A 26,967-nucleotide genomic window follows, 5' to 3' on the forward strand; every position below is an offset into this window, starting at 1 on the left:
CGAACTTGGCCGCCAGCACGGTGGTGATGGCCGCCGTCAGCGTCGTCTTGCCATGGTCCACGTGACCAATGGTGCCCACATTCACGTGCGGCTTGGTCCGCTCAAATTTCTCTTTTGCCATTTTTCAGCTCCAAAATCAAAATTGCCGAAACACCAGAACAAATATGGTGCCCTTGGCGGGAATCGGACCCGCGACCTCTCCCTTACCAAGGGAGTGCTCTACCACTGAGCCACAAGGGCCAAGACGCCTGACCAAGAACCAGACATCTCAAAAAACACACATCACAACAACACCCACCGATGAATGTGGAGCGGGAGACGGGAATCGAACCCGCGTGATCAGCTTGGAAGGCTGGAGTTCTACCATTGAACTACTCCCGCTCGAACCTTCTCGGCACAAACCGAAACACTCAAAGCGCTTTGATCCCAATCGCTCGCACAACAAAACCGGACGCTGGTGGAGGGGGCTGGATTCGAACCAGCGTACGCGTTAGCGGGCAGATTTACAGTCTGCTGCCTTTAACCACTCGGCCACCCCTCCGTAACGCAGCCCAACATTATGCCACGCTTTTTAGCGCTGCGTCAGCTGCAGGCACAACGCTCGACCAAGCCACGCCAGACAGTCCCTGGGCACGCAACCACCGATCGACCTCGCCAAAGTGTCCACAACCCAAAAAGGGCATCGGCCCGCGGCTGGCCGACAGGGGCGATGGGTGGTTGGCGCACAACACCCGGTGCCTCCCGCCGTCGATCAGCGCCGACTTTTTTTGTGCATGGGCACCCCAGAGCAGAAACACCTTGGGCGAACCGGTCTCGCTGCAGCACCGGATGACCGCATCGGTCAGCACCTCCCAGCCCTGACCGGCATGGCTGGCGGGCAGGCCGTCTTCAACGGTGAGACAGGTGTTGAGCAGCAGCACACCCTGCTCGGCCCAGTGCACCAAGGAGCCGTTTGCGGGCGGAACCAACCCCAGGTCGCGTTGCAACTCCTTGTACATGTTGCGCAGGCTGGGCGGAATCCGCTCTCCGGGCGCAACCGAAAACGCCAGCCCCTCGGCCTGTCCCCGTCCGTGATACGGGTCCTGCCCCAGGATCACCACCCTCACCTGGGACAACGGCGTCAGATCCAGCGCCCGCAGGGGCTGGGGTGGGTACACCACAGCCCCACTGTCCAGCCGTTGCTGCAGAAAATGCCGCAGCGACTGCCCCGATGCCGAGGCCCAGCAATCGGCCACCCAGGGCGCCCAGTCGGCATGCACCGGCCACTGGGCGGGGTCGGCATCTACCAGTCGGGCAGCCTTAGCCGCCCGAGAATCATCCCAATCAAGAGTACCTTGCACCGCCGCGCTCAGGCAAACAGCTCGGCCAATGCCAGGCCCGGGTCGGGCGCGCGCATGAAGGCCTCGCCCACGAGGAAGGCATGCACGCCAGCAGTGCGCATCTTCGTGACATCGTCTCGGCCCAAAATGCCCGATTCGGTGATCAGCAGCCGGTCGGCTGGCACGTCGGGCAGCATGTCCAACGTGGTCTCCAGCGTCACCTCAAACGTGCGCAGGTTGCGGTTGTTGATGCCGAGCAGCGGCGTTTTGAGTTTCAGCGCGCGTTGCAGTTCGGTGCGGTCGTGCACCTCAACCAGCACCGCCATGTTCAGGCCCAGAGCCAGCGCCTCCAGATCGGCCATCTGTGCGTCGTCCAGACAGGCGGCGATCAGCAGGATGGCGTCGGCGCCCATGGCCCGTGCTTCATAGACCTGGTAGGGGTCCACCATGAAATCCTTGCGCAACACTGGCAGATCGCAGCTAGCGCGGGCCTGTTTCAGGTAGTCCGAACTGCCCTGGAAAAACTGCTTGTCGGTCAGCACCGACAAGCAGGCGGCACTGACCTGGCCGTCGCCTTCGGCATAGCTCTGGGCGATGTCGGCCGGGATGAAGTCTTCGCGCAGCACGCCCTTGCTCGGGCTGGCTTTCTTGATCTCGGCGATCACCGCGGCCTGGCCGGCGGCGATCTTTTTGCGCAAGGCACCTTCAAAGTCACGGGTGAGCACGCGGCTCTCGGCATCAAAGCGAACCACATCCAGTGGCGTCTTCTTCCGTGCGGCAACGATTTCTTCGTGTTTGACGGCCACGATTCTGTTGAGGATGTCACTCATGGGTGTCGGTTTCGTTGGGTTGGGACGGTGGCGGCGCCTTGAGGATGCGCAGGAACGCGCGATGCATCACGATGCCCGCCAAGATGAAGAACAGCGAAACGCCGATGGCGATCCAGGCGCCTGCATTTTGTAGCCAGGCAGGCATGGCGGTCTCAAGGGCCGGTGCTCGTGGTGGTTGTCTGGGTGAAATCGGTCAACTCGCGCAGCTTTTGAGCCGCGGCGCCCGACTCGATGACTCGGCGGGCCTGCGTGATGCCCTCTTTCATGTCTGCTGCGAGGTTGGCGGCGTACAGCGCCACCCCCGCGTTGAGCGCCACGATGTCCTTCGCGGCCTTGAGTGCAGGGTCATCGCTGTTGTTCAACACGCTCATCAGCATCGCCTTGGAGTCCTCGGGCGTTTCCACCCGCAAGGTGCGGCTGCTGGCCATGGTCATGCCGAAATCTTCCGGATGCACCTCGTATTCGGTGATCTCGCCGTGCTTCAACTCGCCCACCATGGTGGCGGCACCGAGCGAGACCTCGTCCATGCCATCGCGGCCATAGACCACCACCGCGTGTTCGGCGCCCAGGCGCTGCAGCGCACGCACCTGGATGCCGACCAGGTCAGGATGGAACACGCCCATCAGAATGTTCGGCGCCGAGGCCGGGTTGGTCAGCGGGCCGAGGATGTTGAAGATGGTCTTCATGCCCAGCTCGCGGCGCACCGGCGCCACGTTTTTCATGGCCGGGTGGTGGTTGGGCGCGAACATGAAGCCCACGCCGACCTGCTCGATGCAACGCGCGATGGCATCGGGCGACAGGTTGATGTTGACGCCCAGGCTCTCCAGCACGTCAGCGCTGCCGCTCTTGCTGGAGACACTGCGCCCGCCGTGTTTGCTGACCTTGGCGCCCGCGGCCGCGGCCACGAACATGGAGCAGGTGGAGATGTTGAAGGTGTGCGATCCGTCGCCGCCGGTGCCCACAATGTCCACCAGATGCGTCTTGTCGGCCACGTGCACCTTGGTCGAAAACTCGCGCATCACCTGCGCAGCCGCCGTGATCTCGCCAATGGTTTCCTTCTTCACGCGCAGGCCGGTGATGAAGGCCGCCATCATGACCGGCGACATCTCGCCGCTCATGATCAGGCGCATCAGGTGCAGCATCTCGTCGTGGAAGATCTCGCGGTGCTCGATGGTGCGCTGCAGAGCTTCCTGCGGGGTGATCTTGTGGCTGTGGGGCATGGCGTGTCTCCGATGACTTTATTGAGCGGGATTGTCCGACATGGCCAGCTTCAGACCAAAGCCGACAAACATGACGCCGGCGGCGCGGTCCAGCCAGTGCATGGTGCGCTGCACGGCACCCACGCGCCCCGCAGCCCAGCCGGCGAGCCAGGCGTAGCCGAAGTTGATCGGCAGCGAGTTGATGTTGAACAGCAGGCCCAGCAGCAGGAAGGCCGTCACCTTGTCGGGCGTGCCGGGTGCGATGAACTGCGGCACAAACGCCAGGAAGAACAGCGCGACCTTGGGGTTGAGCACATTGGTGAGGAAACCCCGCATGTAGATACGCCGAAAGTCGGCCGGAACTTTGATCTGAGCGGCATCGGCTGGCACCACCGACGAACCGCCCTTGGCCAGCAGCAGCTTGATGCCCATCCACATCAGGTAGGCGGCGCCGATCCACTTGAGCACCGTGAAGGCGGTGGCCGAGGTTGCAAGCAAAGCACTCACGCCGAGCGCTGCCGCAAACACATGCACAAAGCAGCCGCTGACGATGCCCAGCGCCGCCACGATGCCGGCACGCACGCCGCTCTTGAGGGCGTTCGTCACGATGTAGAGCACATCGGGGCCGGGTGTGAGGTTGAGCAGCCAGCCCGCCGCGATGAACATCAGGAGTTGCGGGGTATCGGGCATGGTGCGCTCCTGTCGGGGGTTCAGTACGGGCCGGTGCGCGAGGCGCTCGCCGCACCGGCCGGCGCCTCGGCGAAGAAGCGGCGCACGGTGGCGATGGCGTGATCGATGCCCGCTGCGTCCACATCGAGGTGGGTCACAAAACGCAGGCCGATCAGGCCGGTGGCCAGCACACCGTGGGCTTTCAGGAAGTCCAGCAGCGCCGGCCCTCGGCCATCGGCCACATCGACAAACACGATGTTGGTTTCGGCCGATTTCACAGTCAGGCCCTCAATGCCGCTCAGACCTTCGGCCAGACGGCGCGCGTTGGCGTGGTCCTCGGCGAGGCGGTCCACGTGGTGGTCCAGCGCGTGCAGCGCGCAGGCGGCCAGCAGGCCGGCCTGGCGCAAACCGCCACCGGCCATCTTGCGGATTCGGCGGGCGCTCTTGATCAGTTCCTGCGAACCGCACAGCGCGGAGCCCACTGGCGCGCCGAGCCCCTTGCTGAAGCAGACCGAGAGACTGTCGAAGTGGTCGGCAATCTGGCGCACACGCTCGTGGGCGCCCTGTCCTGCGGCGGCCGAGGCCACGGCGGCGTTGAACACCCGAGCGCCGTCCAGGTGCGTGGCCAGCCCGTGTTCACGAGCCAGCGCCGTGGCGCCGCGCAGGTAGTCGTCGGGCATCACATGGCCGTTCCAGGTATTTTCCAGGCACAACAGGCGGGTGCGCGCGAAATGGGGATCGTCCGGTTTGATGGCGGCGGCGATATCGGTCAACGCCATACGGCCTTGGGCATCCTGCACCAGCGGCTGCGGCTGCACGCTGCCGAACACCGCCGCGCCGCCACCTTCGTAGCGGTAGGTGTGGGCCAGTTGACCGACGATGTATTCGTCGCCCCGGCCACAGTGCGCCAGGATGCCGCAGAGGTTGCTCTGCGTGCCCGAGGGCATGAACAGCGCGGCCTCTTTGCCAGTGAGGGCAGCGATGCGCTCCTGCAGCGCGTTGACGGTGGGGTCGTCGCCGAACACGTCGTCGCCCAACGGGGCGGCCATCATGGCGGCGCGCATGGCCGCCGTCGGCTGTGTGACGGTGTCGCTGCGCAGATCAATGGTCTTCATGCGGTCTGCTCCAGGAAATTCTTCAGCATGGCGTGCCCGTGCTCGGTCAGGATGCTTTCGGGGTGGAACTGCACGCCTTCAATGGCGAGCGTCTTGTGCTTCACACCCATGATCTCGCCGTCCGGCGTCCACGCAGTGACCTTCAGGCAGTCGGGGCAAGACTCGCGCTGAATGGCCAGCGAGTGGTATCGGTTGACCGTGAACTGCTCGGGCAGCTCGGCGAACACGCCTTCCTGCGTGGTGGTGATGACGCTGGTCTTGCCGTGCATGAGCTCCTGCGCACGGATGATCTTGCCGCCAAAAGCCGCACCGATGGCCTGGTGGCCCAGGCACACACCCAAGATGGGCAGCTTACCGGCGAAATGCTGGATCGCTGCGACCGAAATACCGGCTTCGGCCGGCGAGCAAGGGCCGGGCGAAATCACCAGACGGTCCACCTGCCCGGCGTCCACACGGCATTGGATCTCGTCCACCGTGATCTCATCGTTGCGCACCACGGTCACGTCAGCGCCGAGTTCACCGAAGTACTGCACGATGTTGTAGGTGAAGGAGTCGTAGTTGTCGACCATCAGGAGTTGAATAGGTTTGCTCATGGTGTTCACTCCAGCCCTTCTTCCACCAGCTCCGCCGCACGCAACAGCGCGCGAGCCTTGTGTTCGGTTTCCCTCCATTCCATCTCGGGAATGGAGTCTGCAACGACACCGGCCGCCGCCTGCACGTAGAGCATCTGGTCCTTGATGATGCCGGTGCGGATGGCGATGGCCACGTCCATGTCACCGGCGTAGCTGAGGTAACCGCAGGCACCGCCGTATAGGCCGCGTTTGGTGGGCTCCAGCTGGTCGATCAGTTCCATCGCGTGCACCTTGGGCGCACCGGTCAGCGTGCCGGCCGGGAAGGTGGCTTTCAGCACGTCCATATTGGTCATGCCGTCCACCAGCGTGCCTTCGACGTTGCTCACGATGTGCATCACGTGGCTGTAGCGCTCCACCGCGAAAGCCTCGGTCACTTTCACGCTGCCGATCTTGGCAATGCGGCCGATGTCATTGCGCGCCAGGTCGATCAACATCACGTGCTCGGCGCGTTCTTTGGGGTCGTTGACCAGTTCAATCTCGGTCGCCTTGTCCTTTTCGGGGGTGGCGCCGCGCGGGCGCGTGCCGGCGAGCGGCCGGATGATGACCTTCTGCCCCTCATCGACCTGCTCCTGGCGCACCAGGATTTCCGGCGAAGCACCCACCACGTGGAAATCGCCGAAGTGGTAGTAGTACATGTAGGGCGAGGGGTTCAGCGAACGCAACGCGCGGTACAGCGAAAGCGGCGACTCGGTGTAGCGCTTCTTGATGCGTTGTCCCACCTGCACCTGCATGAAGTCGCCGCCGGCGATCAGCTCCTTGGCGCGTTCCACCGCGGCGATGTAGTCGGCTTTGGCGAAGTCGCGCTCGGGCGGATGGCTCTGGCTGGGCTTGACCACCGGCGCGCTCACCGAATATTTCAGCGCGTCTTTCAGCTCGCGCACGCGCTTCTTGGCGTTGGCGAAGGCCTCGGGCTGGGCCGGATCGGCGTAAACGATGAGGTATAGCTTGCCCGAGAGGTTGTCGATGACGGCCAGCTCCTCGCACTGCAACAGCAGGATGTCGGGGCAGCCCAGGGTGTCGGGCGGGCAGGTGTTTTCGAGCTTCTTCTCGATGTAGCGCACCGCGTCATAGCCAAAGTAACCGGCCAGACCGCCGCAGAAGCGGGGCAGGCCGGGGCGCAGCGCGACCTTGAAGCGCTGCTGGTAGGCGGCGATGAAATCCAGCGGGTTGCCGTGATTCGTCTCCACTACCACGCCGTCGCGCACCACCTCGGTTTGGGCCTCAGCGCCGAAGCCACTGGCTCGCAGCAAGGTGCGCGCCGGCAGGCCGATGAAGCTGTAGCGGCCGAAGCGCTCGCCGCCGACGACGGATTCGAGCAGGAAGCTGTATTTGCCGTCGCCGCGCCCATGGGCCAGCTTGAGGTACAGCGAGAGCGGGGTTTCGAGATCCGCAAAGGCCTCGGCCATCAGCGGGATGCGGTTGTAGCCTTGGCTGGCCAGGCTCTTGAATTCGAGTTCGGTGATCATGTTCAGACGCTCCGTCGGCCTCTTGCTGCGGCGCAGCGGGGAAACCGTTTTTTGGGGTGCCCGGTCAGGCGCGCTGCCGGGTTCGGGGCTGGGGTGGCGCGGACTGGGTTCGCCTAGGGCGAGAGCCGGGTTCCGCGCACCGCCGGGGGGAGTGCACGTTTACGCTGGCTTGCGCCAGGGCCAGGCTCCCCGGCCATTGCGGCTCGGCAGACCACCTGTGAAGGATGTGCATGGATTGAACATGGGGCCAAAGTGTAGCAAAGCCCGCGAGAAGCGCCTGCAACCGACCATTGCACGCTTTGGTTCTACGGTTGAACCCTGTTGCGGGAGGTAGCGCTGCCGGTCAGAATCCATATTAACGAACGACCGTTCTATTTTTCACCTACCCGCACCAGCACCTGAACAAGGCCCTCCGCATGACCACCAACACCACGCCACCGCGCACAAGGTACACCGCCGCCATGGCCCTAGCATGGAGCCTGGGTCTGGCACAGGGCTCGGTGGGCGCCGCCACCGTCGAGGTGGCGGGCGTCAAGCTGGAGGACCGGATCACGGTCAACAGCGCCCCACTGCAACTCAACGGGGCGGGCGTGCGCCACAAGGCCGTGTTCAAGGTGTACACCGCCGGCCTGTACCTGAGCAGCAAGGCCGACACACCGGAAGCCGTGCTGGCCGCGACCGGCCCCAAACGCATGACCATCACCATGCTGCGCGACATCGATTCGGCCGAACTCGGCAAGCTGTTCTCGCGTGGCATGGAGGACAACATGGAAAAAAGCGCTTTCTCCAAGCTGATCCCAGGCGTGCTGCGCATGAGCCAGGTGTTCACCAACCACAAGGTGCTCAAGACTGGCGAAACCTTCGTGCTCGACTGGGTGCCCGGCACGGGCACCGTGCTCACCATCAAGGGCCAGGTGGAGGGTGAACCGTTCAAGGAGCCCGAATTTTTCAACGCGCTCATGCGCATCTGGCTCGGCCCGAAGCCGGCCGACTGGCAGCTCAAGGACGCGCTGCTGGGGGTCAAGAAGTGACGGACTAAAGCCCCCACACGCCACCGCTGCGCGGGTCGCTGCCCACCGAGGAGGCTCGGCCTTGCTTGGGGCGGCCCGGCGCTGCGGCCCCCACGCTGCTCGACGCGCCGTCAGTCAAGCAAATCGGCCAGCGAATCCACCAGAAGATCGTGCGGTGCATCGGCAATCGGATCGCCGTGGTTGTAGCCATAGGTGACCAGCACCACCGGGCAGCCCGCCGCGCGCGCGGCGATGCCGTCGTTCTGTGAATCGCCCACCATCAGCGTCTGCGCCGGCAGCGTGCCCAGCGCTTCGCAGGTTTTCAGCAGCGGCAGCGGGTCGGGCTTCTTGCGCTCAAAGCTGTCGCCGCCAAACACCTGTTGAAAGAACCCGCTCAGGCCTTTGATCTCCAGCAGCGCCTGCGCAAACGCCAGCGGCTTGTTGGTGAGGCAGGCCATGGGCAAACCCATCGCTTGAAGCTTCTGCAGGCCCGTCAACACCCCGGGGTACACATCCGAATGTTGCCCGTTGATGAACAGGTAGTGGTGTTGATAGCGCTCCAGCGCCAGCTCGCCCACCTGATCACGAGGCCAGCTCAGGGCCATGGCGCCCGAGGACGCCACCTCGGGAAGCGCCAGTTGGTGGTCGATCACGGTGCACACCAGGTGCTCGGAGCCTTTGCCCACCGAACGTTCGACCAGGGCGCGGTCCACCGGCGGCAGGCGCAGATCGTCCAGCGTGTGGTTGAGCGCGACGACGAAATCGCCCAGGGTATCGACCATCGTGCCGTCGAGATCGACGATGACTGCCTTGATGCCGACCAGCATCAGACCAACGCCTTGCGCATGTCGTCGATGACGCTTTTGTAGTCGGGTTTGCCAAAGATCGCGCTGCCGGCGACAAAGGTGTCGGCGCCCGCGTCGGCCACGCGGCGGATGTTGTCGGCCTTGATGCCACCATCCACCTCCAGCCGGATGTCCCGCCCGGTGGCCTCGATGCGCTTGCGGGCCGCTTCGATCTTGCGCAGGGCCGAGTCGATGAAGCTCTGGCCGCCGAAACCGGGGTTCACGCTCATGATCAGGATCAGGTCGATGTCGTCGATCAGGTAGTCCAGCACGTCCAGCGGCTCGGCCGGGTTGAAGGTGAGGCCGGCCTTGCAGCCCTTGGCCTTGATGGCCTGCACGCTGCGGTGCACGTGGGTGCTCGCTCCGGGGTGGAAGTTCACCAGGTCGGCCCCGGCGTCGATGAAGGCGCCTGCGAGCGCGTCCACTGGCTGGATCATCAGGTGCACGTCGATCGGCACCGGCGTGCCGTCGGGCTTCTTGGCGTGTGGTTTCAGCGCCTGACAGACCATGGGCCCGAAGCTCAGGTTGGGCACGTAGTGGTTGTCCATGACGTCGAAATGGATCCAGTCGGCGCCGGCGGCGATGACGCTTTTCACTTCCTCGCCCAGGCGGGCGAAGTCGGCGGTCAGGATGGACGGGGCGATGCGGTAGGTGCTCATGGTGGGGCGTCGGAAGGATGGCCGAGGTGGTGAAGCCCGCATTTTCGCAGGCGGGCGCGGAAATGCCGCGCCGCGGTAACATGCCGCCCATGCCGAAATACCAGTTCACCTGCGAGGTCGAGCCGCAATACCTCAGCGAGCAGTCCATGCCCGACGAGGACATCTACGCCTTCGCCTACACGATCACGGTCACGAACACCGGTGAGGTGACGGCACAGCTGATTTCGCGCCACTGGATCGTGGAAGACGCGCTGGGCCATGTCGAAGAAGTCAAGGGCCTGGGGGTGGTCGGCAACCAGCCCCTGCTGCGGCCGGGCGAGTCGTTCCAATACACCAGCGGCACCCGCCTGAGTACACGCTCCGGCAGCATGCGCGGCAGCTTTTTCTGCGTCGCCGAAGACGGCGAACGCTTCGAGGCCGAGGTGCCGGTGTTTGCCCTGATGGCCGAAAGCGGTCTGGGCGGCGAAGCGCCCCCGCGCGTGCTCCACTGACCGCCGGTCATTGACCCGCCGCATGGATCTGGTTCACCTGCTGGACTCGCTGGACCCGGACGCGCCGCTGGCGCAACGCCACCTCTGGCTGATCGAACTGCTGCGCTGGGTGCGCGGCGACACCAACGACGTGCAGACCAGCGTGGCCCGCGTGAGGCTGCTGCTCGATGCGGCGCAGGCTCGCCCCGATTGGCTGGTGCGCTGGCGAAAGTGGTGGAGCCGTTTCACCGGCACCGTGGACCTCACGCCGTTGCTGGCGGACTTTGGTTTTGCGCCGCGCACCGCCTTTCTCAGCGAGTTCGGCCACCGCCTGCGGCGCAAGATGCTGCCCGGCACACCCGAGACCACCGACCTGAGCGAGCTGTTTGGCCTGCTGCTGCCCGACCGCTTCGACGTGCGCTGGATCCAGGCGCTGGACACGGACACCCTGAAGCGCCTGCGCGCCTTGCTGCTTTCGGCACCCGAACAGGACGTCGCCCCCAACCACTGGCAAGGCGCCCTGCTCGATGCACTGACCTTCAGCATCAGCCAGGTCAGCGCCACCGGTTTTGCCTCGGAAATCCGCACCCGCATGTCGCCCGAGGCGCTGGCCGAGCGCCACTTCCACGCGCTCCCGGCACACTTTGAGCACCTGCGTCGGGCGGTGCTCACCCAGGGCGTCCGAAGCGAAGCCGCCCACGCGGCCGCCGAGATGCTCTCCGCCCAGCTCGAGGCTTGCCGCGAGGCGGCCCAGACGGTGTACGCCCACCTCGAAGCGAATGGCGTGTCAGTCGGCATCGTGTTCCGGCTGCGCCAACTCAGCGAACGCATCCTGCGCATCCGCCAACTGCTGGACTGCATGCTCGCCGAACAGACCGAGCGCGCCACCGCCGCCCTGGTGGCCGATCTGGTGCAGATCGGTCAGGACAACCGCAGCATCCGGGCCCTGATCGCCAGCAGCTCGCACCTCACCGCGGCCAAGGTCGCCGAGCGCAGCGCCGAAAGTGGCGAGCACTACATCACCCGCGACGCCGCCGAATACCGCGAGATGCTGGGCAAAGCGGCCGGGGGCGGCGCCCTGATCGGGCTGACCACCTGGGTCAAGTTCCTGCTGGTCGGACTGGGCCTCTCGGCCTTCTGGGACGGGTTCGCCGCCGGCACGAACTACGCCTTCTTCTTCGTGCTGGTGCAGCTGCTGCACCTGACCGTCGCCACCAAGCAGCCGGCCGTCACGGCGCCGGCCATGGTGGCCAAGCTGCGCGAGATCCGTCAGCCCGGCGCGGTGCGGCGCTTTGTCGACGAAGTGGCCCACCTGCTGCGCTCGCAGATCGCGGCCATTCTCGGCAACGTGGGCCTCGTGGTGCCCGTGGTCATGCTCATCAGCGTCGGGCTCAGCGTGTCCACTGGCGCGCCCATGATCACCGCCGAGAAGGCCCACCACGTGCTGCACGACCTGCACCTGTTCGGCCCCACCGTGCTGTTCGCCGCCTTCACCGGGGTGCTGCTGTTCGCCTCCAGCATCATCGCGGGCTGGGTCGAGAACTGGTTCGTGTTTCACCAACTCGATTCGGCCGTGCGCCACAACCCGGCCTACACCCGTTGGCTCGGTCGCGACCGGGCGGACCGCTGGGCCACCTTCATGCGCGCCAACATCTCGGGCCTGGCCGCCAACATCTCGCTGGGCATGATGCTCGGGCTGGTGCCGGCGTTCGCCGAGTTCTTCGGCCTGGGCCTGCAGGTGCGCCACGTCACGCTGTCGGCCGGCCAGGTGGCCGCCGCCGCGATGGCGCTGGGCGCCGACGTGTGGCGCGAACCCGCGTTCTGGTGGGCCGTGGCCGGCGTGTTGGCCATCGGCCCGCTCAACCTCGCCGTGAGCTTTTACCTGGCGTTCCGCCTCGCGCTGCGTGCGCAGAACATCAACGCCGCGCACCGCGGCCGCATCTACGCGGCCATCCGCCACCGCCTGCGTCACGCACCGCAGAGCTTCCTCTTGCCGCCGCGCGTCGACACCGAGCCACCGCCCGACGCGAGCGACGACGCCCTCGGCAACGAAGGCATCGCCCCATCGCAGGGCCGCCCGCGTGGGTGAGTTCGAGCTGATCCGGCGCCACTTCCAGCGCGCCGCCAGCGGCCCGTCGGTGACCCTGGGCATCGGTGACGACTGTGCGCTGCTCCAGCCCAGCCCGGGCCACCAGCTCGCCATCTCCAGCGACATGCTGGTCGAAGGCCGCCACTTCTTTTCCGACGTCCACCCGCAGGCCCTCGGCCACAAGGCGCTGGCCGTCAACCTGAGCGACCTGGCCGCGATGGGCGCGCGCCCGCTGGGTTTCACCCTGGCGCTGGCGCTGCCGCACGCCGACGACGCCTGGCTGCGCGGCTTTTCGGATGGCCTGCTGGCCCTGGCCGACGCCCACGCCTGCCCGCTGGTTGGCGGCGACACCACGCGCGGCCCCTTGAACATTTGCATCACCGTCTTTGGCGAGGTGCTGCCGGGCCAAGCCCTGCGGCGCGACGCGGCCCGGCCCGGCGACGACCTCTACCTGAGCGGGCGCACCGGCGAGGCGCGGCTGGCGCTGGAGCGGCAACGCGGCACGGCGTGGGCGCTGACGGCAACGCCAGACGACGGCTGCCGCGAACGGCTGGAGCGGCCCACACCCCGGCTGGCGCTGGGCCAGGCGCTGGCCGGTCTTGCGCACGCGGCCATCGACCTCAGCGACGGCCTGGCCGGCGACCTGGGCCACATCCTGCTCGCCAGCGGCGTGGGCGCGGACATCCGCCTGGCCGAGTTGCCGCTCGCGCCATCGCTGCGCGGTTTGCCCGAGGCCCAGCGACTGGAGTGCCTGCTGCACGGCGGTGACGACTACGAGTTGCTGTTCACCGCGCCCCCCTCGGCACGCGACGCCATCGCGGCGGCGGGCGCCGCGAGCCAGACACCGGTGCAGCGCATCGGCGTGATCACGCCGCAGACCGGGTTGCGCCTGATTCGGCTCGACGGCGTCACCGAGCCCCTGAGCGCCACCGGTTTCGACCACTTCGCGTGAAATGAAACACCCCCCGCGCCGCTGCGCGGCACCCCCCTCTCTCGCCTTCGGCGGGAGGGGGGCGGCACTGGCCGTCCGGCAAAGCCGGCCCGGCGGTGCCCCCGGGCTGCACCGTTTCATGCATCGGGTTCACGCTCCGACAACGCGCAAGGCAGTTTCATAATCGGCCCATGTCCGACACCCTTGCGCCTCCCGTTGCCGCTTCCGGCCCTGTGCTGCGACCCACGCTGCGTTTCATGCTCGCGCACCCGGCCCATTTCATTGCGCTCGGTGCGGGTTCCGGCCTGTCCCGCGTGGCGCCGGGCACGGTGGGCACCCTGTGGGCCTGGGCCGCTTTTGTGGTGCTGCAGCCCTTCATGAACGACCTGCGATGGGCCGTGCTCATCGCCCTCGGCACGCTGATCGGCTGGTGGGCCTGCACGCTGACCGCCCAGCACATGCGCATCGCCGACTCGGGCCACATCGTCTGGGACGAGGTGGTCGCGTTCTGGCTGGTGCTGTGGCTGGTGATGCCCTCCGGCTTCTGGGGGCAACTGGTCGCGTTCGCCCTGTTCCGCTTTTTTGATGCGGTGAAATTCGGCCCCATGGCCTGGGCCGACCGCGCCTTCAAGGGCTTCGGTCCGCGCGGTGGCTTTGGCATCCTGCTGGACGACTTCGCGGCGGCGGGTTGCACGCTGCTGGTCATCGCGGCCTGGACATTCTGAGATGCCCACCATTCCCGACCTGGTCGAACACCTCGCCGCCGAACTCAAGGCGCGCGGTCAGATGATGGCCACGGCCGAAAGCTGCACCGGCGGGCTGATTGCGGCCGCATGCACCGAGATCAGCGGGTCGAGCGACTGGTTCGAGCGTGGCTTCGTCACCTACTCCAACGCCGCCAAGAGCGAGTTGCTGGGCGTGCCGGCGGCGCTCATCCACGAGCATGGCGCGGTGAGCGAACCGGTGGTGCGCACCATGGCGGTGGGCGCTGTGGCCAACGCGCACGCACACTGGTCGGTGGCGGTGACCGGCGTCGCCGGCCCCACCGGCGGCAGCGCTGAGAAACCGGTGGGCACGGTGTGGTTCGGCTGGGCCACCCCCGAAGGCGTGTTCACCGAACACCAGCGTTTCGACGGCGACCGCGCGGCCGTGCGCCGTGCCACCGTGGCGCACGCACTGGCCGGCTTGCTCGCCCGCCTGCGATCAGGCGCCTGATCGCCAGGTCAGGGCCAGCCCCTCGCCACAGAGCGTGGGCTGCAGGCCCAATGCCTGTTCGATCTTGCCGCTGTCAAAGCGGTAGGCGTTTTGGTACTGGTACATCATCTCGTCGTTCTCGCGCAGCACCGGCACGAACCAGCCCATGGCCTTGAGCAGCCAACGCGGCGCCACCTGCAGGCGATCGCGCTGGCCGGCCAATGCGCACGCGACGCGCGCCAGCGCACGGCCAGTCACCGGGCCGCCGTCCATGGTCTGCGCCGTGGGCAGGTGCCAGGTCTGTCCGAACGCCTCCGGGGCCTGACCCAGCGCGGCCAGCGCTCGGCCGGCATCGGGCGTGAACGTGAAGGTGTGGGCGAGATCGGGGTTGCCCACCCACTGCGGTGCCTTGCCCGCTCGCAGCCGCGCGAAGAACACCGCCTCCAGCAGGCTCAGCCGGGCGCCCGGCCCGTAGAAATCGGCCGAACGCGCGATCAGCGCCTGCAGCTCACCGCGCTGCATCGCGTCCAGCAGCGTGGTGGCGATGGCGGCGCGCACCTCGCCCTTGCGGCTGCAGGGGTTGAACGGCGTGTCCTCCAGCATGGCGCCGTCCACGCGCCCATAGGCATAGACGTTGTCGAAAAACACCAGGCGCGCACCGTGGCGGAGGCAGGCGTTGATCGCGTTCTGCATCACGCGCGGCCACTGCGCCTGCCAAACCGTGGCGCTGTAGGGCAGCCCGGCCACCAGGTACACCACCTCGCTGCCCGCGACCGCGTCGGCGGTGGCGCGTTCGTCCAGCAGGTCGGCGGTCTTCAGCCCATCGCCCGCCTGCACCGCCACCGGATGGCGGCTCACCTGGCGGATGCGCTGCCCGTCGCGTGCCAGTTGCAGCGACAGTTCGCGGGCGATCACACCGCCCGCGCCGAGAACGGTGTGCAGGCCGGAGCCCGAAGAAGAAGCGGTGTGCGGTGCAGACATGCGGCCATTGTGGGCACGTCCGGCGGGCGGCACAATCCACCAGGCGGGCACGGCCGCTATGCAATTCTGAACATGTCTGATTTCAACTGGCAGCTGATCCCCTCGTTCCTCGCGGCGCACCAGCACGGCAGCCTGCTCGGTGCCGCCCGGGCGCTGGGCATCAGCCAGCCCACGGTGGGCCGCCATGTCTCGGCACTCGAAGTGCAGCTGGGCACGCCGCTGTTCGAGCGCACCGGCCGGGGGCTGGTCCCCACACCCGCCGCCGCCCGGCTGGCCGAAGCGGCACGGGCCATGGAGACCGGCGCGCAGACGCTGATGCGCGGCGCGCAACAGGCACAGGCCACGCTCTCGGGCACTGTGCGCATCTCAGCCAGCCAGCCCGTGGCCTGCTTTCTGTTGCCGCCGCTGCTGGCCCGGTTGCGCACCGAGCTGCCCGGCGTCCAGATCGAACTGGTGGTCAGCAACGCGGTGAGCGACCTGCTGAAGCGCGAGGCCGACATCGCGGTCCGCATGCTGCGCCCGACCCAGGGCTCGCTGGTGGCGCGGCGCATCGGACAGATCGGCGTGAGCGCCTGCGCCCACCGCGACTACCTGGCCCGGCGCGGGATGCCGAAGCAACCGGCGGACTTGCTGCAGCACACACTGGTGGGCAACGACAAAGTGCAGGAGATCTACCATGGGTTCGCCGCCCTGGGCCACCCAGTGGGGCCTGAACAGTTCGCCCTGCGAACCGACGACCTGATCGCCTACTGGGCGGCGGTGCGTGCGGGTCTGGGTATCGGCTTCGTCGCCAGCTACCTGCTGCGCAACGACCCCGACCTGGTGCGGGTGCTGCCCGACTTGCCACTGCCCTCGCTCCCGGTGTGGCTGGTGGTGCACCGCGAGATCCGGACCAGCCGCCGCATCCGCGCGGTGGTCGATTTTCTGGCGCGCGAGCTTCCGCCCCTCTTCTGAACCTGCCCCCATGGAACCCTTCAAAAACCTCATCAACGCCGGCACCGTGCAACGCGCCGGCCAGCACCTGCAGCGTGTGTGGCCCGCGTTCGACCGCCAGGGCTTCGAACACCGCGCCACCCACGGCCTCGACACGCTCGAATTCAAGGCCCGCGCCATGCAATTGGCCGAGGCGCTGCAGGCCACGCTGCCCACCGACTTCGGCGACGCGGCCAGCCTGCTCGAAGCCAGCCTCGCGCCGCCGATCCCGCTGGACGCCCAGGGTGAACCCGCGGGCCTGAGCGCGGCGCAGAGCGAACTCGGCCTCTCGGGTTGGGTGGTGTGGTCGATGGGCGAGTTCGTGGCACGCCAGGGCATGGGCGACGTGGCGCGCGCGCTGCAATGCCTGCACGCGCTCACACAGCGTTTCTCGGCCGAATTCGCGATCCGCCCCTTCATACAGCAGCACCCCGAGACCAGCCTGGCCACGATCCGAACCTGGGTGGACGACCCCAGCGCGCACGTGCGCCGCCTCGTGAGCGAGGGCTCGCGACCGCGCCTACCCTGGGGCCTGAGGCTGCAGGCGCTGGTGGCCGACCCGGCGCCCACGCTGCCGCTCCTGCTGGCGCTGCAAGACGACCCCAGTGCGTATGTTCGACGCAGTGTGGCCAACCACTTGAACGACATCGCCAAAGACCACCCCGATCTGGTGGCGCAATGGGTGCGCGAGCACCTGCCCGCGGCCAGCCCACAGCGCAGCGCCCTGCTGCGCCACGCCAGCCGCAGCCTCGTCAAGCAGGGCCACGCTCCCACGCTGACGGCATGGGGGCTGGAACACGGTCTGAAAGGTGACGCGGTGCTGACCCTGACGGCGACCGAAGCGAGGGTGGGCGGCGACATCGGCCTGGCCCTGCGGCTGCGCTCTCGCAGCCGCCAGCCGCAGACCCTGGTGATCGACTACGTGGTGCACCACGTGCGCGCCAACGGCAGCACCAGCCCCAAGGTGTTCAAGGGCTGGAAAACCGAGCTCGATGCCCACGGTGAACACACCCTCAGCAAACGCCACAGCCTGCGCCCGGTGACCACCCGCACCCTGTACCCGGGCCCCCACCGCATCGAGATCCAGGTCAACGGAAAGGTCTGCGCTGGTGCCGACTTCGAGCTGTTGCCCTGAGACTGCACAACGCTTTGAAGGTGTGCAATAACGCACACCACTGACGCCCATGCGCCCGTGTGAAGTGACAATGTGAAGCCGCCTCACTCCTTTTCACACGGGGGCGCAGGGACCCGCTGCCACGCCCACTAAGCTCGTGTCCACACCCGACACCGAAAGACCGGCGCCCTTGATCCGGCCCAGTCCACACTGCGATGAACCTGCAACAACTGCTCGCACGCCTGCCTTGGCCACGTTCGCGCACCGGACAGCAGCCCAAGGGCCCGGCACCCGCACGCGCGCCGGTACCGGCGCCCGAGCCCGTGGGTGTCGACACCGTGATCTCACCGCTGAAGCTGGACCGCCTGGATGTGCAGACCGCGATCATTCACCACCTGGAGTGGTGCATGTTGTTCAACGAGCACCTGTCGGTGGACCCGGCCCACGCGAGCCACACCACGCCGCTGCCCGACGCGCACCAGAGCGCGCTCGGCCACTGGCTCGCCAAGATGCGCCTGCGCGCGGCCGGCGGCCACCCCCAGTTCATCGAGCTGAAGAAAGAGCACCTGCGGTTCCACAAGCTCGCCCGTCAGGCGCTCGACCATGCGCACAATCAGCGCATGGACCTGGCCAGCACCCTGCTCAACACCGAGTTCGAGCGCAGCCGCGCCCGCGTGCTGGACATGCTGCGCGGCATGCAGAAGGGTTGACACCCGCGCGGCCTGACTCCGTCGGATTCAAGCCCCGTGGCACTTCTTGTATTTCTTGCCGCTGCCGCAAGGGCAGGGGTCGTTGCGGCCGGGTTCGACCGCCTTGCGTGCCGGCTCCACCTTCGGGCCCAGGCTCTGCCAGAGCTGGCGCAGGTCGTACACCGCCCAGATCGCGGCACCCAAGGCATTGAGCCGCTCGTCGCTCACGCTGGGCGGGCCGTCTTCGTCGTGCATGCAAACCGTGGGCTGGCCGGCGTCGTCTTCGGTCAGCTCCACGATCGCGTCCAGCGCGTCGTTCAGCATCTCGGCCGCTTCCTTGTCGCGCGGCTCAGCCCATTCCTCCGACCAGTTTTCGACCACGAACATGAAACCCAGCGCCCAGACCTGCGCAAACGCGGGCAGTTCCTGGCCCTCCAGCTCGGGGCGCTCGGCCTCGGGCAGGCCCCACACCGCACCGCGCACGTCCATCACCTCGGGGTGGTAGGCGCGCTCGTCGTCCAGCGACTCGACGTTGGCAGACAGCGAGGCCGCCACCTCGGCCCAGCGGCGCGTCCACAGCACCATGAACTGTGCGTACTGCGCCTCGTCAGCAAACCAGGTGTCGCCCTCTTCACCGCTGGCCACGCCGGGCTGGCTGTCGCCCGTGCCCAGCAGCAGCGGCAAGCACTCGTCGGGCAGCACGAGACGGCGGGTGCACAGCAGCGCGGCGATGGCGCCTTCGCAGAATTCCCATTGCGGCACGTCCTCGCCGCGGGTGCGCAGATCGTCCAAGATGGCGTCGAGCGTGTCGAAATCGTCGTTCTCCATCGGTGGGGGCAGGGTTTCGGTGGTCATGGCTATCGGGTCCGGGTCTTAATATGCGGTGCAGTGTAGCCGCGCAGCGGCAGTGAAAGGCCCCATGCTCGACCGCCTCAATACCCTCTACCCCGTGCGCTACACGGCGCTCGCCCTGTGTGTGCTGTTGGCCCTGCTCAGCCTGTTCACCCTGGTGGGCTTCGGCGTCGGCGGCCCCTGGTTTCTGCTGTTCACCGGGCTCTCGGTGCTGGGCTGGTGGGACATGCGCCAGACCAAAAGCTCGGTGCTGCGCAACTACCCCGTCATCGGCCACCTGCGCTTCATGCTGGAGAAGATCCGCCCCGAGATGCGGCAGTACTTCCTTGAGAGCGACAACGAGGCCACCCCTTTCTCGCGCAGCCAGCGCAGCCTGGCCTACGCCCGTGCCAAAGGCGAGACCGACAAGCGCCCCCTGGGCACTCAGCTCGACGTCAAGGCCGACGGCCACGAATGGCTCAACCACTCGCTCGCACCCTCGCACATCGCCTCACACGACTTCCGCGTCACGATCGGCGGGCCGGCCTGCAAGCAGCCCTACGAAGCGAGCGTGTTCAACATCTCGGCCATGAGCTTCGGTGCGCTCTCGGCCAACGCGATACAGGCGCTCAACGCAGGCGCCAAACGCGGCAACTTCGCGCACGACACCGGCGAAGGCTCCATCTCAGCCTGGCACCGGCTCAACGGCGGCGACCTGATCTGGGAAATCGGTTCGGGCTACTTCGGCTGCCGCGACGAAACCGGCCACTTCAGCGAAGACCGGTTCAAGGCCAACGCGCAGGATGCACAGGTCAAGATGATCGAGATCAAGCTCAGCCAGGGTGCCAAGCCCGGCCACGGCGGCGTGCTGCCAGGCCCGAAGGTGACGCTTGAGATCGCCGCAGCGCGCGGCGTGCCGATGGGCCAGGACTGCGTGTCGCCCGCCGCCCACAGCGCCTTCGCCACGCCCATGGAGATGATGCAGTTCATCGCCCGTCTGCGAGAGCTCTCGGGCGGCAAACCCACCGGCTTCAAGCTCTGCATCGGCCACCCCTGGGAGTGGTTCTCCATCGTCAAGGCCATGCTCGAGACCGGCATCACGCCCGACTTCATCGTGGTCGATGGCGCCGAAGGCGGCACCGGTGCAGCGCCGCTGGAGTTCACCGACCATGTGGGCGCGCCGCTGCAGGAAGGCCTGCGCCTGGTGCACAACACGCTGGTGGGCGTGAACCTGCGCGACCGCATCAAGATCGGCGCCTCGGGCAAGATCATCAGCGCCTTCGACATCGCACGCGCCATCGCCATCGGCGCGGACTGGTGCAACAGCGCACGCGGCTTCATGTTTGCGCTCGGCTGCATCCAGGCCCAGGCTTGCCACACCGGCCAATGTCCCACCGGCGTGTCCACCCAGGACCCGTTGCGCCAGCAGGCGCTGGTGGTGCCCGACAAGGCGGTGCGCGTGTTCAACTTCCACCAGCGCACGCTGCATGCCCTGCAAGAGCTGGTGCAGGCCGCCGGGCTGCACCACCCCAGCGAGATCACCGCCCACCACATCGTGCGCCGCGTGAACCAGAACGACGTGCGCCTGCTCGCCACACTGCTGCCCGAAGTGCCCGCCGGAGCGTTGCTGCAAGACAGCATCGAAGGCCTGCAGAACGTGTACGCCTACTACTGGCCGCAGGCGCGGGCCGATCAGTTCGGCGTGGCCTGACGAAGGGTAGCCGTCCGCAACCGTCTTCTCACCTTCGGTGCGAATCCGGGGCTCCACCGCTGGGTCGCCCCAAGCCGAATCGCTAGGACGCGTACTGCGCGGCCAACGCCTCGGCCAAGCGTCCGATCAGTTCGAGCGGCAGTTCCTCGTTCAAAGGGAACGACAGGTTGCCCTTGGGGCCTCGGTAGCGCGCGGTCTCAGTCATCAGCGCCGCGTCAGCCGTCACCGGCGGGTAGACGCCGATGTGCTTCTTGAACGCTGCAAAGTAGAAAAACACGCGCCGCTGCCGGAACGCCGGCATCTGGTAGCTGATGCAGCGCTTCGCGCCCGGCACGCGGCGCTCCACGGTTTGCTGGATGCGCTCCAGCTGTTCGCGCACTTCGGGCGCCAGGGTGGCGAAATACGCCTCGTGGGATTCAAACGTCATGGGGCGTCACTGGTGCGCGGCGGGCTCAGTTCGTCCACCACCACAAACCCGTTGTCGGCGGCCCAGGCCTCCAATGCGCGCCGGGTGGCGTCGGCCTCAAAGACATACCAACGTTCCATCAACTGCGTGCGCTCAAGCAAGGCCTTGAACTTGGCGTAGGCCCCTTTGTGTCGGAAGAACGATTCGATCATTTGAAAGTGCATTGGCGCGTGCGCTTCCGCAAAGCTCAGCACCAGGCTGCGTCCAAGGGCGAGATCTTTCTTGTGCGGCACGGCCACATAGAGTGAACCATCTTCAATGTCATCCGGCAGATCGTCGTCGGCGTCGCCGTAGGTGGAGGTGAAATACATCTGGCCTGTGGCCCGCGACAGCAGCGCCTCATTCTCAAGCGGCTCGCCACCGGAAGACCACAGAAGGGCCGATTCCAGGGTATCAAAGGGGATGGGGATCGGGTCAGGCATGGGGTTGCGCTCGCAATGGGTATGTAAACTTTCGCCGCCGGTCCTTCGCGTCAAACTACACCACCGAGCACTTTCGGACGGTTTCCAGCGTTCTGGTCGTCATCGCCTTGCCGAATGTCTTCTCCAGCAAAGCCATGAACACAGGCCCCTTCTCGTTTGGAACATAGGCCGAGAAGATTTCAGTGCGCTCCAGCTTGAGAATGGACGCTTGTGCTTGCACGATGGGGAGCGCAAGGGCGCCTTCGTACGGCTTGCGCAAGAAGGTAACGACCGGCTTTGCGTTGGCGGGAAGGTCGAACTCGGAGAATGGCGCCCGCTCGACCAGCAACTGAAGAAATGAGGATGGCCGGACAATGGTTTGAAAAACCTTTCCAAGGTGCTTTTCCATTGCCACCTCGGCTGTCTTTTCAAGGGCAGGAACAATTTCGGGCTCTGCCGAAAATGCCACGTTGCCACTGGACAGAAGCGTCTTGACATCGTCAAAGCCCGCAGCCTCGAAGCAGCGCTTTAACTCGGGCATCTTGCAATTCATGGGGCTGACACCCCGAAGGAAAGCTACATAGCGCTTCACGGAAACTCCTGATGAGGCCCGACATTTGACATGAGGGATGTACCGCATACCCCGGCCCGGTTTGGTGACCGGCCGTTGGCACTCCGCTGGAGCGATGGAGGAGGCATCAACTGGCCGCCTCAAGCATCGACACGTTGGAACAGATCCGGATAGTCGAGCACCAGCCCGTCCTCGTCCAAAGAAAGTTCGGCCTGAAAGCCGCTGCCATCCAGGCTCTCAAAGAGATAGAGGTGCTCCGCGAGCCTTGAATACGCCTGAGACTTTGCTTCAACCGTCAGCGCCGTTCCGTCGATCCACGCCACGCGGAACGCCTCCTGCTGACCAATGGTCAATGGCGTGCGCCAGATGGGGAAACTGTTGGTGAACGGGGTGGGCCAGATGTCCACATCGATGCAGCCATCAAGCTCAGGGATGTGTTGTCCGTCCGCATGCTTCCAAGGACCTTTTCCATCCGCACGCAGCCCCATTGATCGTTCTGACCGGCCCTTGACCAATACCAGGTCTGCTTCAAGCAGGCATCCGGACTGCGCCCAGCGGAGGTGGTAGTTGAGCCTGAAAGCTGTGTCGTCTTCGTCAATGGCAAGGATCACGCTATCGGCCGTGCTCTTTGTCAGGACAAGATGCTCCAGTCCCGTCCTTTCGTGGTGCTTGTTCCAGATCGGGGACCAGCAAACGGTGCGGATTGGAGACATGGGACTCCCCTTTTCGGCTGATGGACCTTTTTGAACTGAACCGCGGGCGATGGCGGCGTGGTTTTCTTCATCTGTGAATGAGCAGTGTACGTTTCAACCGCCGATTCGGGCGGTGCATCCCTGCGCTCGTGGTGGCCTTCGCCACCCAGCTGCTGAAGGTGGCAGCGGGTGGCACGGCCAGCCCGCCGGACGCATGGAGCGTCGGCCATGCGGGCTGGCTTTGATACGGCGGTCAGCCCGCCAGCGCGGCCTTCACCACCGCCGCCAACGGCGTGGTCGGGCGGCCGATGAGTTGGCTGAGCTGGTGGCTGTCGTCGAACAGCGCGCCTTTGGAGGCACCCACGTCGGAGTCGGCCAGCAGCGCGGCGAAGCCTTCGGGCAGACCCACTTGCACCAGGGCGGCGGCGTAGTCAGCCTCGGGCAGGTCGTTGTAGACCACGGCCTTCCCCGATTGCTTCGCGATCTCGGCGGCCAGTTCGCTCAGGGTGTAAGCGGTGTCGCCCGCGAGTTCGTACACCTTGCCGGCCTGGTCGTCTTTCGTGAGCACGGCGGCGGCGGCGGCGGCGTAGTCGGCCCGGGCGGCGGAGGCGATACGGCCTTCTTTGGCGCTGCCCATGACGGCACCGTACTGCACCGCGGCACCGACGCTGCCGGTGTAGTTTTCGGTGTACCAGCTGTTGCGCAGCAGCACATGGGGCAGGCCCGAGGCGCGCAGCATGGCTTCCGTCTCTTTGTGTTCAGCGGCGAGGCCAAGCGGCGAGCTGTCGGCGCGCAAGATGCTGGTGTAGGCGAGCAGCTTCACGCCGGCCTTTTGCGCGGCGGCAATGACGGCGGCGTGTTGGGGCGCGCGCTGGCCGACTTCGCTGGACGAGATGAGCAGCAGCTTGTCCACGCCCTGGAAGGCGGCTTCGAGCGTGGCGGGCTGCGCGTAGTCGGCCTGGCGGACCTGCACGCCCAGGGCGGTGAGGTCGGCGGCCTTTTCGGGGCTGCGCACGGCGGCCACGATCTGGCTGGCGGGCACGGTCTTGAGCAGGTTCTGGATGACGAGGCGGCCGAGCTGGCCGGTGGCGCCGGTGATGGCAATCATGGAAAAACTCCTTGTGTGGAAACGATGAGGAGCGGAGAATACCTATCTAACAAACTTTTTGTAAGTACATACTTAAAGGTAAGTATCCCATGCACGCCACCAATTCACGGTCACCGGACTCAACCCCCGCCATCGCCACGCTGATGGAGCGTGGTGAGCTGTTCGCGGCCGAGTGCCCCTCACGCGCCGTGCTGCAGCACGTGACCAGCCGCTGGGGCGTGCTGGTGTTGGTGGCGTTGCTGGCGGGCACGCACCGCTTCAGTGACCTGCGCCGCAAGATCGGCGGCGTGAGCGAGAAAATGCTGGCGCAGACGCTGCAGTGGCTGGAGGGCGACGGTTTTGTGCTGCGCCAGCAGTTCCCGGTGGTCCCACCGCACGTGGAATACAGCCTCACACCGATGGGCGTGGAGGTGGCGCGGCAGGTGGAAGGCCTGGCGGACTGGATCGAGGGCAACCTCGGCCGCATCCTGAGCGGGCGGCGCGAGCGGGCCGACGGGCTGGCGACCCAGTCGCTGCCCGGCGTGCGCGCCGGTGTGCGGACGCCGGCATGAGCGAGGTACAGGGCCCGCTCAACCTGAGTCCCCTGAACGAGGGCGTGTTCGCCGTGCTGGACGCCGGCGGCCAGCAGGTGGGCAACCTGAAACGCATCGGCGCGGTGTGGAAATTCAAGGCCGTGGGCAGCACCGCGCAGGGCGAACTGGTGCCGGGCGGTGGGCCGCTGACGGCGCGACACAACGCGGTGTTTGAGCGGCCGGACGCGGACGAGGTGAGCGCTGGCTTGCTGGAAGGCTGAGCTCTGCTCAGCGTCCGGCCATCAGGCCGTGGCGAAACGCCCGCGCAGGTACGCCACGATCGCGGCCGAGTCGGTCAGCCACTGACTCTGACCCGCCGCATCGGTGATTTTCAGACAAGGCACTTTGGTGGCGCCGCTGCCCTGCAGCAGTGCGCTGCGGTTGACGGCGTTGTGCTGCGCGTCGCGCTGCTCGATGGGCAGCGAGAGGCGGCGCATCTCCTGTCGCACCTTGATGCAGAACGGGCAGGTGCTGAACTGGTAGAGCGCCAGGTTCTGGCACTGCAGATTGACGGTGGTCTGCAACGCGGGCTCGCGCACCACGCCGCGCGGCTGGGTGAGGCGCTCTTTCAGCAGCATGAACGGGCCGAGCACGGTGCGCAGGGTTCTGAAGAAGGCTCGGATGACGGTTTTCATGAAGTGGTTTCTGTGGATTGAATGGCCGCAGGCGCCCATTGGCGGCTCACGCTCACACCGAGTCTGGCCAGGCGCTTGGCCATGCACAGCACGGCCTTGTCTTTGCTCAGCAGCACGGCGGTGTGCGCGACGGCGAGGTCGATGAACTGCTGGTCGTCGGCGTCTTTACAGACGTAGGGCGCCTTGGTCGCAATGTCAGCAAGCAGCGCGCGGGCATCGAAAGCGGCGAGCACGGCCTCGGCCGTCTGCGACCGGGCCAACAGACGTTTGACCACCTGCGGATAGGCCAGCACGCGGCGCAGCTCTTCACGCATCACGGGCGTGGCCAGCCAGCGGGTCTGCGGGTCGGCAAGCAGCTCACCCAGCGGCAGCGTGGCCGGGTCTTCGTAGACGAAGAGGTCGAGCACGACGTTGGTGTCGATCACCAGCGTCACCGAGGCGCCCCCGCTCATGGCGCCGGAAGCTTGCCGTCGGGAGCGCGCCTTGCGGTGAGATCGAAGCGGAACAGGCGGCATTCGATCGGGCCGTTCCACAGCGGCACGCGGCGCGATTCCTTGAAGCGCATCTTGCCGGGCAGCTTGAGGTCGGGCGTGAGCAGCCAGGCGCTCCAGCCGGCGTAGTGGCTTTTCCAGTGGGCGGCGAGTTGCTGGAAAAACTCGCTGCCGTCGCCGCCGTCGCTCATCTGAGCGCTCTCGCGGCCGAGGCCGGGTGCGGGGGGCGCGGCCTTGCCGGCGGTGAAGACGCGCGGGGCGCGGGGCTCCATGCGCTGGGCTCGGGCGCTCGCATTCTCACCCGCCACACCAGCGGCGGCGATGCGCTCGCCATACGGTGGGTTGAGCAGCATCAAGCCCGGTGTCGGCACGGGTGGCATGCGCTGCAGCGCGTCGCCGCCGCGCAACTCCACGGCGTTCGCCACGCCCGCGCGCTCGGCGTTGCGCTGCGCAAAGTCGACCATGCGGAACGACACGTCGCTGCCAAACACGATGGGTGCATGCCCCTCGGGCCAGTCGCGCATGTCGCGCTCGGCTTCGTCCTGAATGGCGGTCCACACGTGTTGCTGGAAGGGCAGCATCTTTTCAAACGCAAAACGGCGCAGGATGCCCGGCGGGATGTTGAGCGCGATCTGCGCGGCCTCGATCACCACCGTGCCACTGCCGCAGCAGGGGTCGTACAGCGGGGTGATGGCGTCCAGCGACTCGGCATCGCCGCCGTTCCAGCCGGTGGCGGCGATCATGGCCGCGGCCAGTGTTTCCTTCAGCGGCGCGTCGCCCTTGTCTTCGCGCCAGCCGCGTTTGAACAGCGGCTCGCCCGAGGTGTCGATGTAGAGCGTGAGCTCTTCGGTGGTCAGGTGCGCGTAGATGCGCACGTCGGGCCAGGTGGTGTCCACGCTGGGGCGCTCACCGCGCTTGTCGCGGAACCGGTCGCAGATCGCGTCCTTGATCTTGAGCGCGGCGAAGTTGAGGCTGGTGAGCGGGCTGTGCTGCGCGGTGATCTCGACCTTGATGGTCTGCTTGGGCGTGAACCAGATTTCCCAGGCGATCTCGCCGGCCGCGTTGTACAGGTCTTGCTCGCTGCGGTAACCGCCGTGCCAGAGCTGCACCAGCACGCGCTGGCTCAGCCGGCTGTGCAGGTTCAGGCGCATGGCGTCGCGCCACGAGGCTTTCACCCCGACACCGCCGCGCGCCTTGAAGGCCAGCGGCTCTTGGGTGATGCGCTGCACTTCGTCGGCCAGCATGTCCTCCACGCCGGCGGCGCAGGGGAGGAAAAGTTTGAGTTGATTCATGGCAATTTCGAAA

General features: G+C 66.5%; 33 protein-coding genes and 3 tRNA genes. 12 read left to right on the forward strand and 24 right to left on the reverse strand.

The window, feature by feature from the left end:
- The 12 genes from B0E41_RS06125 to trpE all read right to left on the reverse strand — a co-directional run.
- Positions 1–121 (reverse strand): GTP-binding protein (locus tag B0E41_RS06125; protein ID WP_253194645.1); only part of this gene is annotated, 121 nt, incomplete at its 3' end.
- A gap of 44 nt (positions 122–165) precedes the next feature.
- Positions 166–240: transfer RNA gene (locus tag B0E41_RS06130), tRNA-Thr, on the reverse strand.
- 67 nt (positions 241–307) lie between these two features.
- A tRNA-Gly gene (locus B0E41_RS06135) sits at positions 308–381 on the reverse strand.
- A gap of 74 nt (positions 382–455) precedes the next feature.
- Positions 456–541, reverse strand: a tRNA-Tyr gene (locus B0E41_RS06140).
- A gap of 16 nt (positions 542–557) precedes the next feature.
- Positions 558–1,259, reverse strand: a complete 702-nt coding sequence (locus tag B0E41_RS06145; RefSeq protein ID WP_363350375.1) for a uracil-DNA glycosylase — start codon at positions 1,257–1,259, stop codon at positions 558–560.
- 89 nt (positions 1,260–1,348) lie between these two features.
- A complete protein-coding gene (trpC, locus tag B0E41_RS06150) occupies positions 1,349–2,149 on the reverse strand; it encodes an indole-3-glycerol phosphate synthase TrpC (RefSeq protein WP_077330004.1) in 801 nt (266 codons plus the stop codon).
- Positions 2,142–2,294: a hypothetical protein gene (locus tag B0E41_RS27050; protein WP_171984684.1), complete on the reverse strand. Its 153-nt coding sequence runs from the start codon at positions 2,292–2,294 to the stop codon at positions 2,142–2,144. Before B0E41_RS27050 ends, trpC begins: the two co-directional genes overlap by 8 nt.
- Before the next feature lie 7 nt (positions 2,295–2,301).
- On the reverse strand, positions 2,302–3,369 hold the full coding sequence (trpD, locus tag B0E41_RS06155; protein ID WP_077330006.1) for an anthranilate phosphoribosyltransferase: 1,068 nt from the start codon (positions 3,367–3,369) through the stop codon (positions 2,302–2,304).
- Between the two features lie 18 nt (positions 3,370–3,387).
- Positions 3,388–4,038, reverse strand: coding sequence for a LysE family translocator (locus tag B0E41_RS06160; protein ID WP_077330008.1), 651 nt, complete (start codon positions 4,036–4,038; stop codon positions 3,388–3,390).
- Positions 4,039–4,058: 20 nt separating this feature from the next.
- Positions 4,059–5,132, reverse strand: a complete 1,074-nt coding sequence (ltaE, locus tag B0E41_RS06165) for a low-specificity L-threonine aldolase (RefSeq protein WP_077330010.1) — start codon at positions 5,130–5,132, stop codon at positions 4,059–4,061.
- A complete protein-coding gene (locus B0E41_RS06170) occupies positions 5,129–5,725 on the reverse strand; it encodes an aminodeoxychorismate/anthranilate synthase component II (RefSeq protein ID WP_077330082.1) in 597 nt (198 codons plus the stop codon). The genes ltaE and B0E41_RS06170 overlap by 4 nt, the downstream gene beginning before the upstream one ends.
- A 5-nt stretch (positions 5,726–5,730) precedes the next feature.
- The gene (gene trpE / locus B0E41_RS06175) at positions 5,731–7,230 is read right to left on the reverse strand and encodes an anthranilate synthase component I (RefSeq protein ID WP_077330012.1); all 1,500 of its coding nucleotides are present in this window, start codon (positions 7,228–7,230) and stop codon (positions 5,731–5,733) included.
- A gap of 461 nt (positions 7,231–7,691) precedes the next feature.
- On the opposite strand from trpE, the gene B0E41_RS06180 reads away from it, so the two are divergent.
- Positions 7,692–8,261: a chalcone isomerase family protein gene (locus B0E41_RS06180; RefSeq protein WP_143433695.1), complete on the forward strand. Its 570-nt coding sequence runs from the start codon at positions 7,692–7,694 to the stop codon at positions 8,259–8,261.
- 110 nt (positions 8,262–8,371) lie between these two features.
- Here B0E41_RS06180 and gph read toward each other — a convergent pair whose 3' ends face one another.
- Together gph and rpe are read right to left on the reverse strand one after the other, a co-directional pair.
- Positions 8,372–9,067, reverse strand: coding sequence for a phosphoglycolate phosphatase (gph, locus tag B0E41_RS06185; protein ID WP_077330016.1), 696 nt, complete (start codon positions 9,065–9,067; stop codon positions 8,372–8,374).
- Positions 9,067–9,744 (reverse strand): ribulose-phosphate 3-epimerase, encoded by a 678-nt coding sequence (rpe, locus tag B0E41_RS06190; protein WP_077330018.1) that lies wholly within the window; start codon positions 9,742–9,744, stop codon positions 9,067–9,069. The genes gph and rpe overlap by 1 nt, the downstream gene beginning before the upstream one ends.
- An 89-nt stretch (positions 9,745–9,833) precedes the next feature.
- On the opposite strand from rpe, the gene apaG reads away from it, so the two are divergent.
- From apaG to B0E41_RS06215, 5 genes are all read left to right on the forward strand, one after another.
- Positions 9,834–10,235, forward strand: a complete 402-nt coding sequence (gene apaG / locus B0E41_RS06195; protein WP_077330084.1) for a Co2+/Mg2+ efflux protein ApaG — start codon at positions 9,834–9,836, stop codon at positions 10,233–10,235.
- 22 nt (positions 10,236–10,257) lie between these two features.
- On the forward strand, positions 10,258–12,303 hold the full coding sequence (locus tag B0E41_RS06200) for a site-specific recombinase (protein ID WP_171984686.1): 2,046 nt from the start codon (positions 10,258–10,260) through the stop codon (positions 12,301–12,303).
- Entirely contained in the window at positions 12,296–13,255 is a 960-nt protein-coding gene (gene thiL, locus B0E41_RS06205) for a thiamine-phosphate kinase (protein WP_077330022.1), read from the forward strand. The genes B0E41_RS06200 and thiL overlap by 8 nt, the downstream gene beginning before the upstream one ends.
- Before the next feature lie 170 nt (positions 13,256–13,425).
- Positions 13,426–13,959, forward strand: a complete 534-nt coding sequence (locus B0E41_RS06210) for a phosphatidylglycerophosphatase A (RefSeq protein ID WP_077330024.1) — start codon at positions 13,426–13,428, stop codon at positions 13,957–13,959.
- Between the two features lies 1 nt (position 13,960).
- Positions 13,961–14,449, forward strand: coding sequence for a CinA family protein (locus B0E41_RS06215; protein WP_077330026.1), 489 nt, complete (start codon positions 13,961–13,963; stop codon positions 14,447–14,449).
- On the opposite strand, the gene B0E41_RS06220 is transcribed toward B0E41_RS06215, so the two are convergent.
- Positions 14,438–15,409: an NAD-dependent epimerase/dehydratase family protein gene (locus B0E41_RS06220; RefSeq protein ID WP_077330028.1), complete on the reverse strand. Its 972-nt coding sequence runs from the start codon at positions 15,407–15,409 to the stop codon at positions 14,438–14,440. The two genes, B0E41_RS06215 and B0E41_RS06220, sit on opposite strands and share 12 nt — an antisense overlap.
- Before the next feature lie 72 nt (positions 15,410–15,481).
- Between B0E41_RS06220 and B0E41_RS06225 the strand changes: the two genes are divergently transcribed.
- The 3 genes from B0E41_RS06225 to B0E41_RS06235 all read left to right on the forward strand — a co-directional run bounded on the left by B0E41_RS06225 (position 15,482) and on the right by B0E41_RS06235 (position 18,205).
- On the forward strand, positions 15,482–16,363 hold the full coding sequence (locus B0E41_RS06225) for a LysR family transcriptional regulator (RefSeq protein ID WP_216350735.1): 882 nt from the start codon (positions 15,482–15,484) through the stop codon (positions 16,361–16,363).
- A gap of 10 nt (positions 16,364–16,373) precedes the next feature.
- The gene (locus B0E41_RS06230; protein ID WP_077330030.1) at positions 16,374–17,516 is read left to right on the forward strand and encodes a DNA alkylation repair protein; all 1,143 of its coding nucleotides are present in this window, start codon (positions 16,374–16,376) and stop codon (positions 17,514–17,516) included.
- A 194-nt stretch (positions 17,517–17,710) separates the two neighbouring features.
- Positions 17,711–18,205: a CZB domain-containing protein gene (locus tag B0E41_RS06235; RefSeq protein WP_077330032.1), complete on the forward strand. Its 495-nt coding sequence runs from the start codon at positions 17,711–17,713 to the stop codon at positions 18,203–18,205.
- Positions 18,206–18,232: 27 nt separating this feature from the next.
- On the opposite strand, the gene B0E41_RS06240 is transcribed toward B0E41_RS06235, so the two are convergent.
- Positions 18,233–19,039, reverse strand: coding sequence for a UPF0149 family protein (locus tag B0E41_RS06240; protein ID WP_077330034.1), 807 nt, complete (start codon positions 19,037–19,039; stop codon positions 18,233–18,235).
- A gap of 64 nt (positions 19,040–19,103) precedes the next feature.
- Here B0E41_RS06240 and B0E41_RS06245 point away from each other — a divergent pair, with 64 nt between their 5' ends.
- A complete protein-coding gene (locus tag B0E41_RS06245; protein ID WP_077330036.1) occupies positions 19,104–20,726 on the forward strand; it encodes an FMN-binding glutamate synthase family protein in 1,623 nt (540 codons plus the stop codon).
- Positions 20,727–20,808: 82 nt separating this feature from the next.
- Here the strand turns inward: B0E41_RS06245 and B0E41_RS06250 are convergent, their stop codons facing one another.
- The 5 genes from B0E41_RS06250 to B0E41_RS06270 all read right to left on the reverse strand — a co-directional run bounded on the left by B0E41_RS06250 (position 20,809) and on the right by B0E41_RS06270 (position 23,964).
- Positions 20,809–21,153 (reverse strand): DUF1801 domain-containing protein, encoded by a 345-nt coding sequence (locus B0E41_RS06250; RefSeq protein WP_077330038.1) that lies wholly within the window; start codon positions 21,151–21,153, stop codon positions 20,809–20,811.
- On the reverse strand, positions 21,150–21,614 hold the full coding sequence (locus B0E41_RS06255) for a hypothetical protein (protein ID WP_077330040.1): 465 nt from the start codon (positions 21,612–21,614) through the stop codon (positions 21,150–21,152). Before B0E41_RS06255 ends, B0E41_RS06250 begins: the two co-directional genes overlap by 4 nt.
- Positions 21,615–21,669: 55 nt before the next feature.
- Positions 21,670–22,185 carry a DUF1697 domain-containing protein gene (locus B0E41_RS06260; RefSeq protein WP_253194643.1) on the reverse strand — a complete coding sequence of 172 codons (516 nt, stop codon included), beginning with the start codon at positions 22,183–22,185 and terminating at the stop codon, positions 21,670–21,672.
- A 119-nt stretch (positions 22,186–22,304) separates the two neighbouring features.
- Positions 22,305–22,877: a putative glycolipid-binding domain-containing protein gene (locus B0E41_RS06265; RefSeq protein WP_077330044.1), complete on the reverse strand. Its 573-nt coding sequence runs from the start codon at positions 22,875–22,877 to the stop codon at positions 22,305–22,307.
- Positions 22,878–23,109: 232 nt separating this feature from the next.
- A complete protein-coding gene (locus tag B0E41_RS06270; RefSeq protein WP_077330046.1) occupies positions 23,110–23,964 on the reverse strand; it encodes an SDR family oxidoreductase in 855 nt (284 codons plus the stop codon).
- Between the two features lie 89 nt (positions 23,965–24,053).
- Between B0E41_RS06270 and B0E41_RS06275 the strand changes: the two genes are divergently transcribed.
- Both B0E41_RS06275 and B0E41_RS06280 read left to right on the forward strand, forming a co-directional pair.
- A complete protein-coding gene (locus B0E41_RS06275; protein WP_077330048.1) occupies positions 24,054–24,515 on the forward strand; it encodes a helix-turn-helix domain-containing protein in 462 nt (153 codons plus the stop codon).
- Positions 24,512–24,757: a hypothetical protein gene (locus B0E41_RS06280; RefSeq protein WP_077330050.1), complete on the forward strand. Its 246-nt coding sequence runs from the start codon at positions 24,512–24,514 to the stop codon at positions 24,755–24,757. Before B0E41_RS06275 ends, B0E41_RS06280 begins: the two co-directional genes overlap by 4 nt.
- 21 nt (positions 24,758–24,778) lie before the next feature.
- On the opposite strand, the gene B0E41_RS06285 is transcribed toward B0E41_RS06280, so the two are convergent.
- The 3 genes from B0E41_RS06285 to B0E41_RS06295 are packed head-to-tail and all read right to left on the reverse strand — an operon-like array spanning position 24,779 to position 26,954.
- Complete coding sequence (locus tag B0E41_RS06285) at positions 24,779–25,171, reverse strand: glutathione S-transferase N-terminal domain-containing protein (protein WP_077330052.1); 393 nt, start codon at positions 25,169–25,171, stop codon at positions 24,779–24,781.
- On the reverse strand, positions 25,168–25,623 hold the full coding sequence (locus B0E41_RS06290; RefSeq protein WP_077330054.1) for a putative toxin-antitoxin system toxin component, PIN family: 456 nt from the start codon (positions 25,621–25,623) through the stop codon (positions 25,168–25,170). The genes B0E41_RS06285 and B0E41_RS06290 overlap by 4 nt, the downstream gene beginning before the upstream one ends.
- On the reverse strand, positions 25,620–26,954 hold the full coding sequence (locus B0E41_RS06295) for a THUMP domain-containing protein (protein ID WP_077330056.1): 1,335 nt from the start codon (positions 26,952–26,954) through the stop codon (positions 25,620–25,622). Before B0E41_RS06295 ends, B0E41_RS06290 begins: the two co-directional genes overlap by 4 nt.
- Between the last annotated feature and the right edge of the window lie 13 nt (positions 26,955–26,967).

Origin of the sequence: Hydrogenophaga sp. A37 (assembly GCF_002001205.1) — a bacterium.
Lineage (GTDB): Bacteria > Pseudomonadota > Gammaproteobacteria > Burkholderiales > Burkholderiaceae_C > Hydrogenophaga.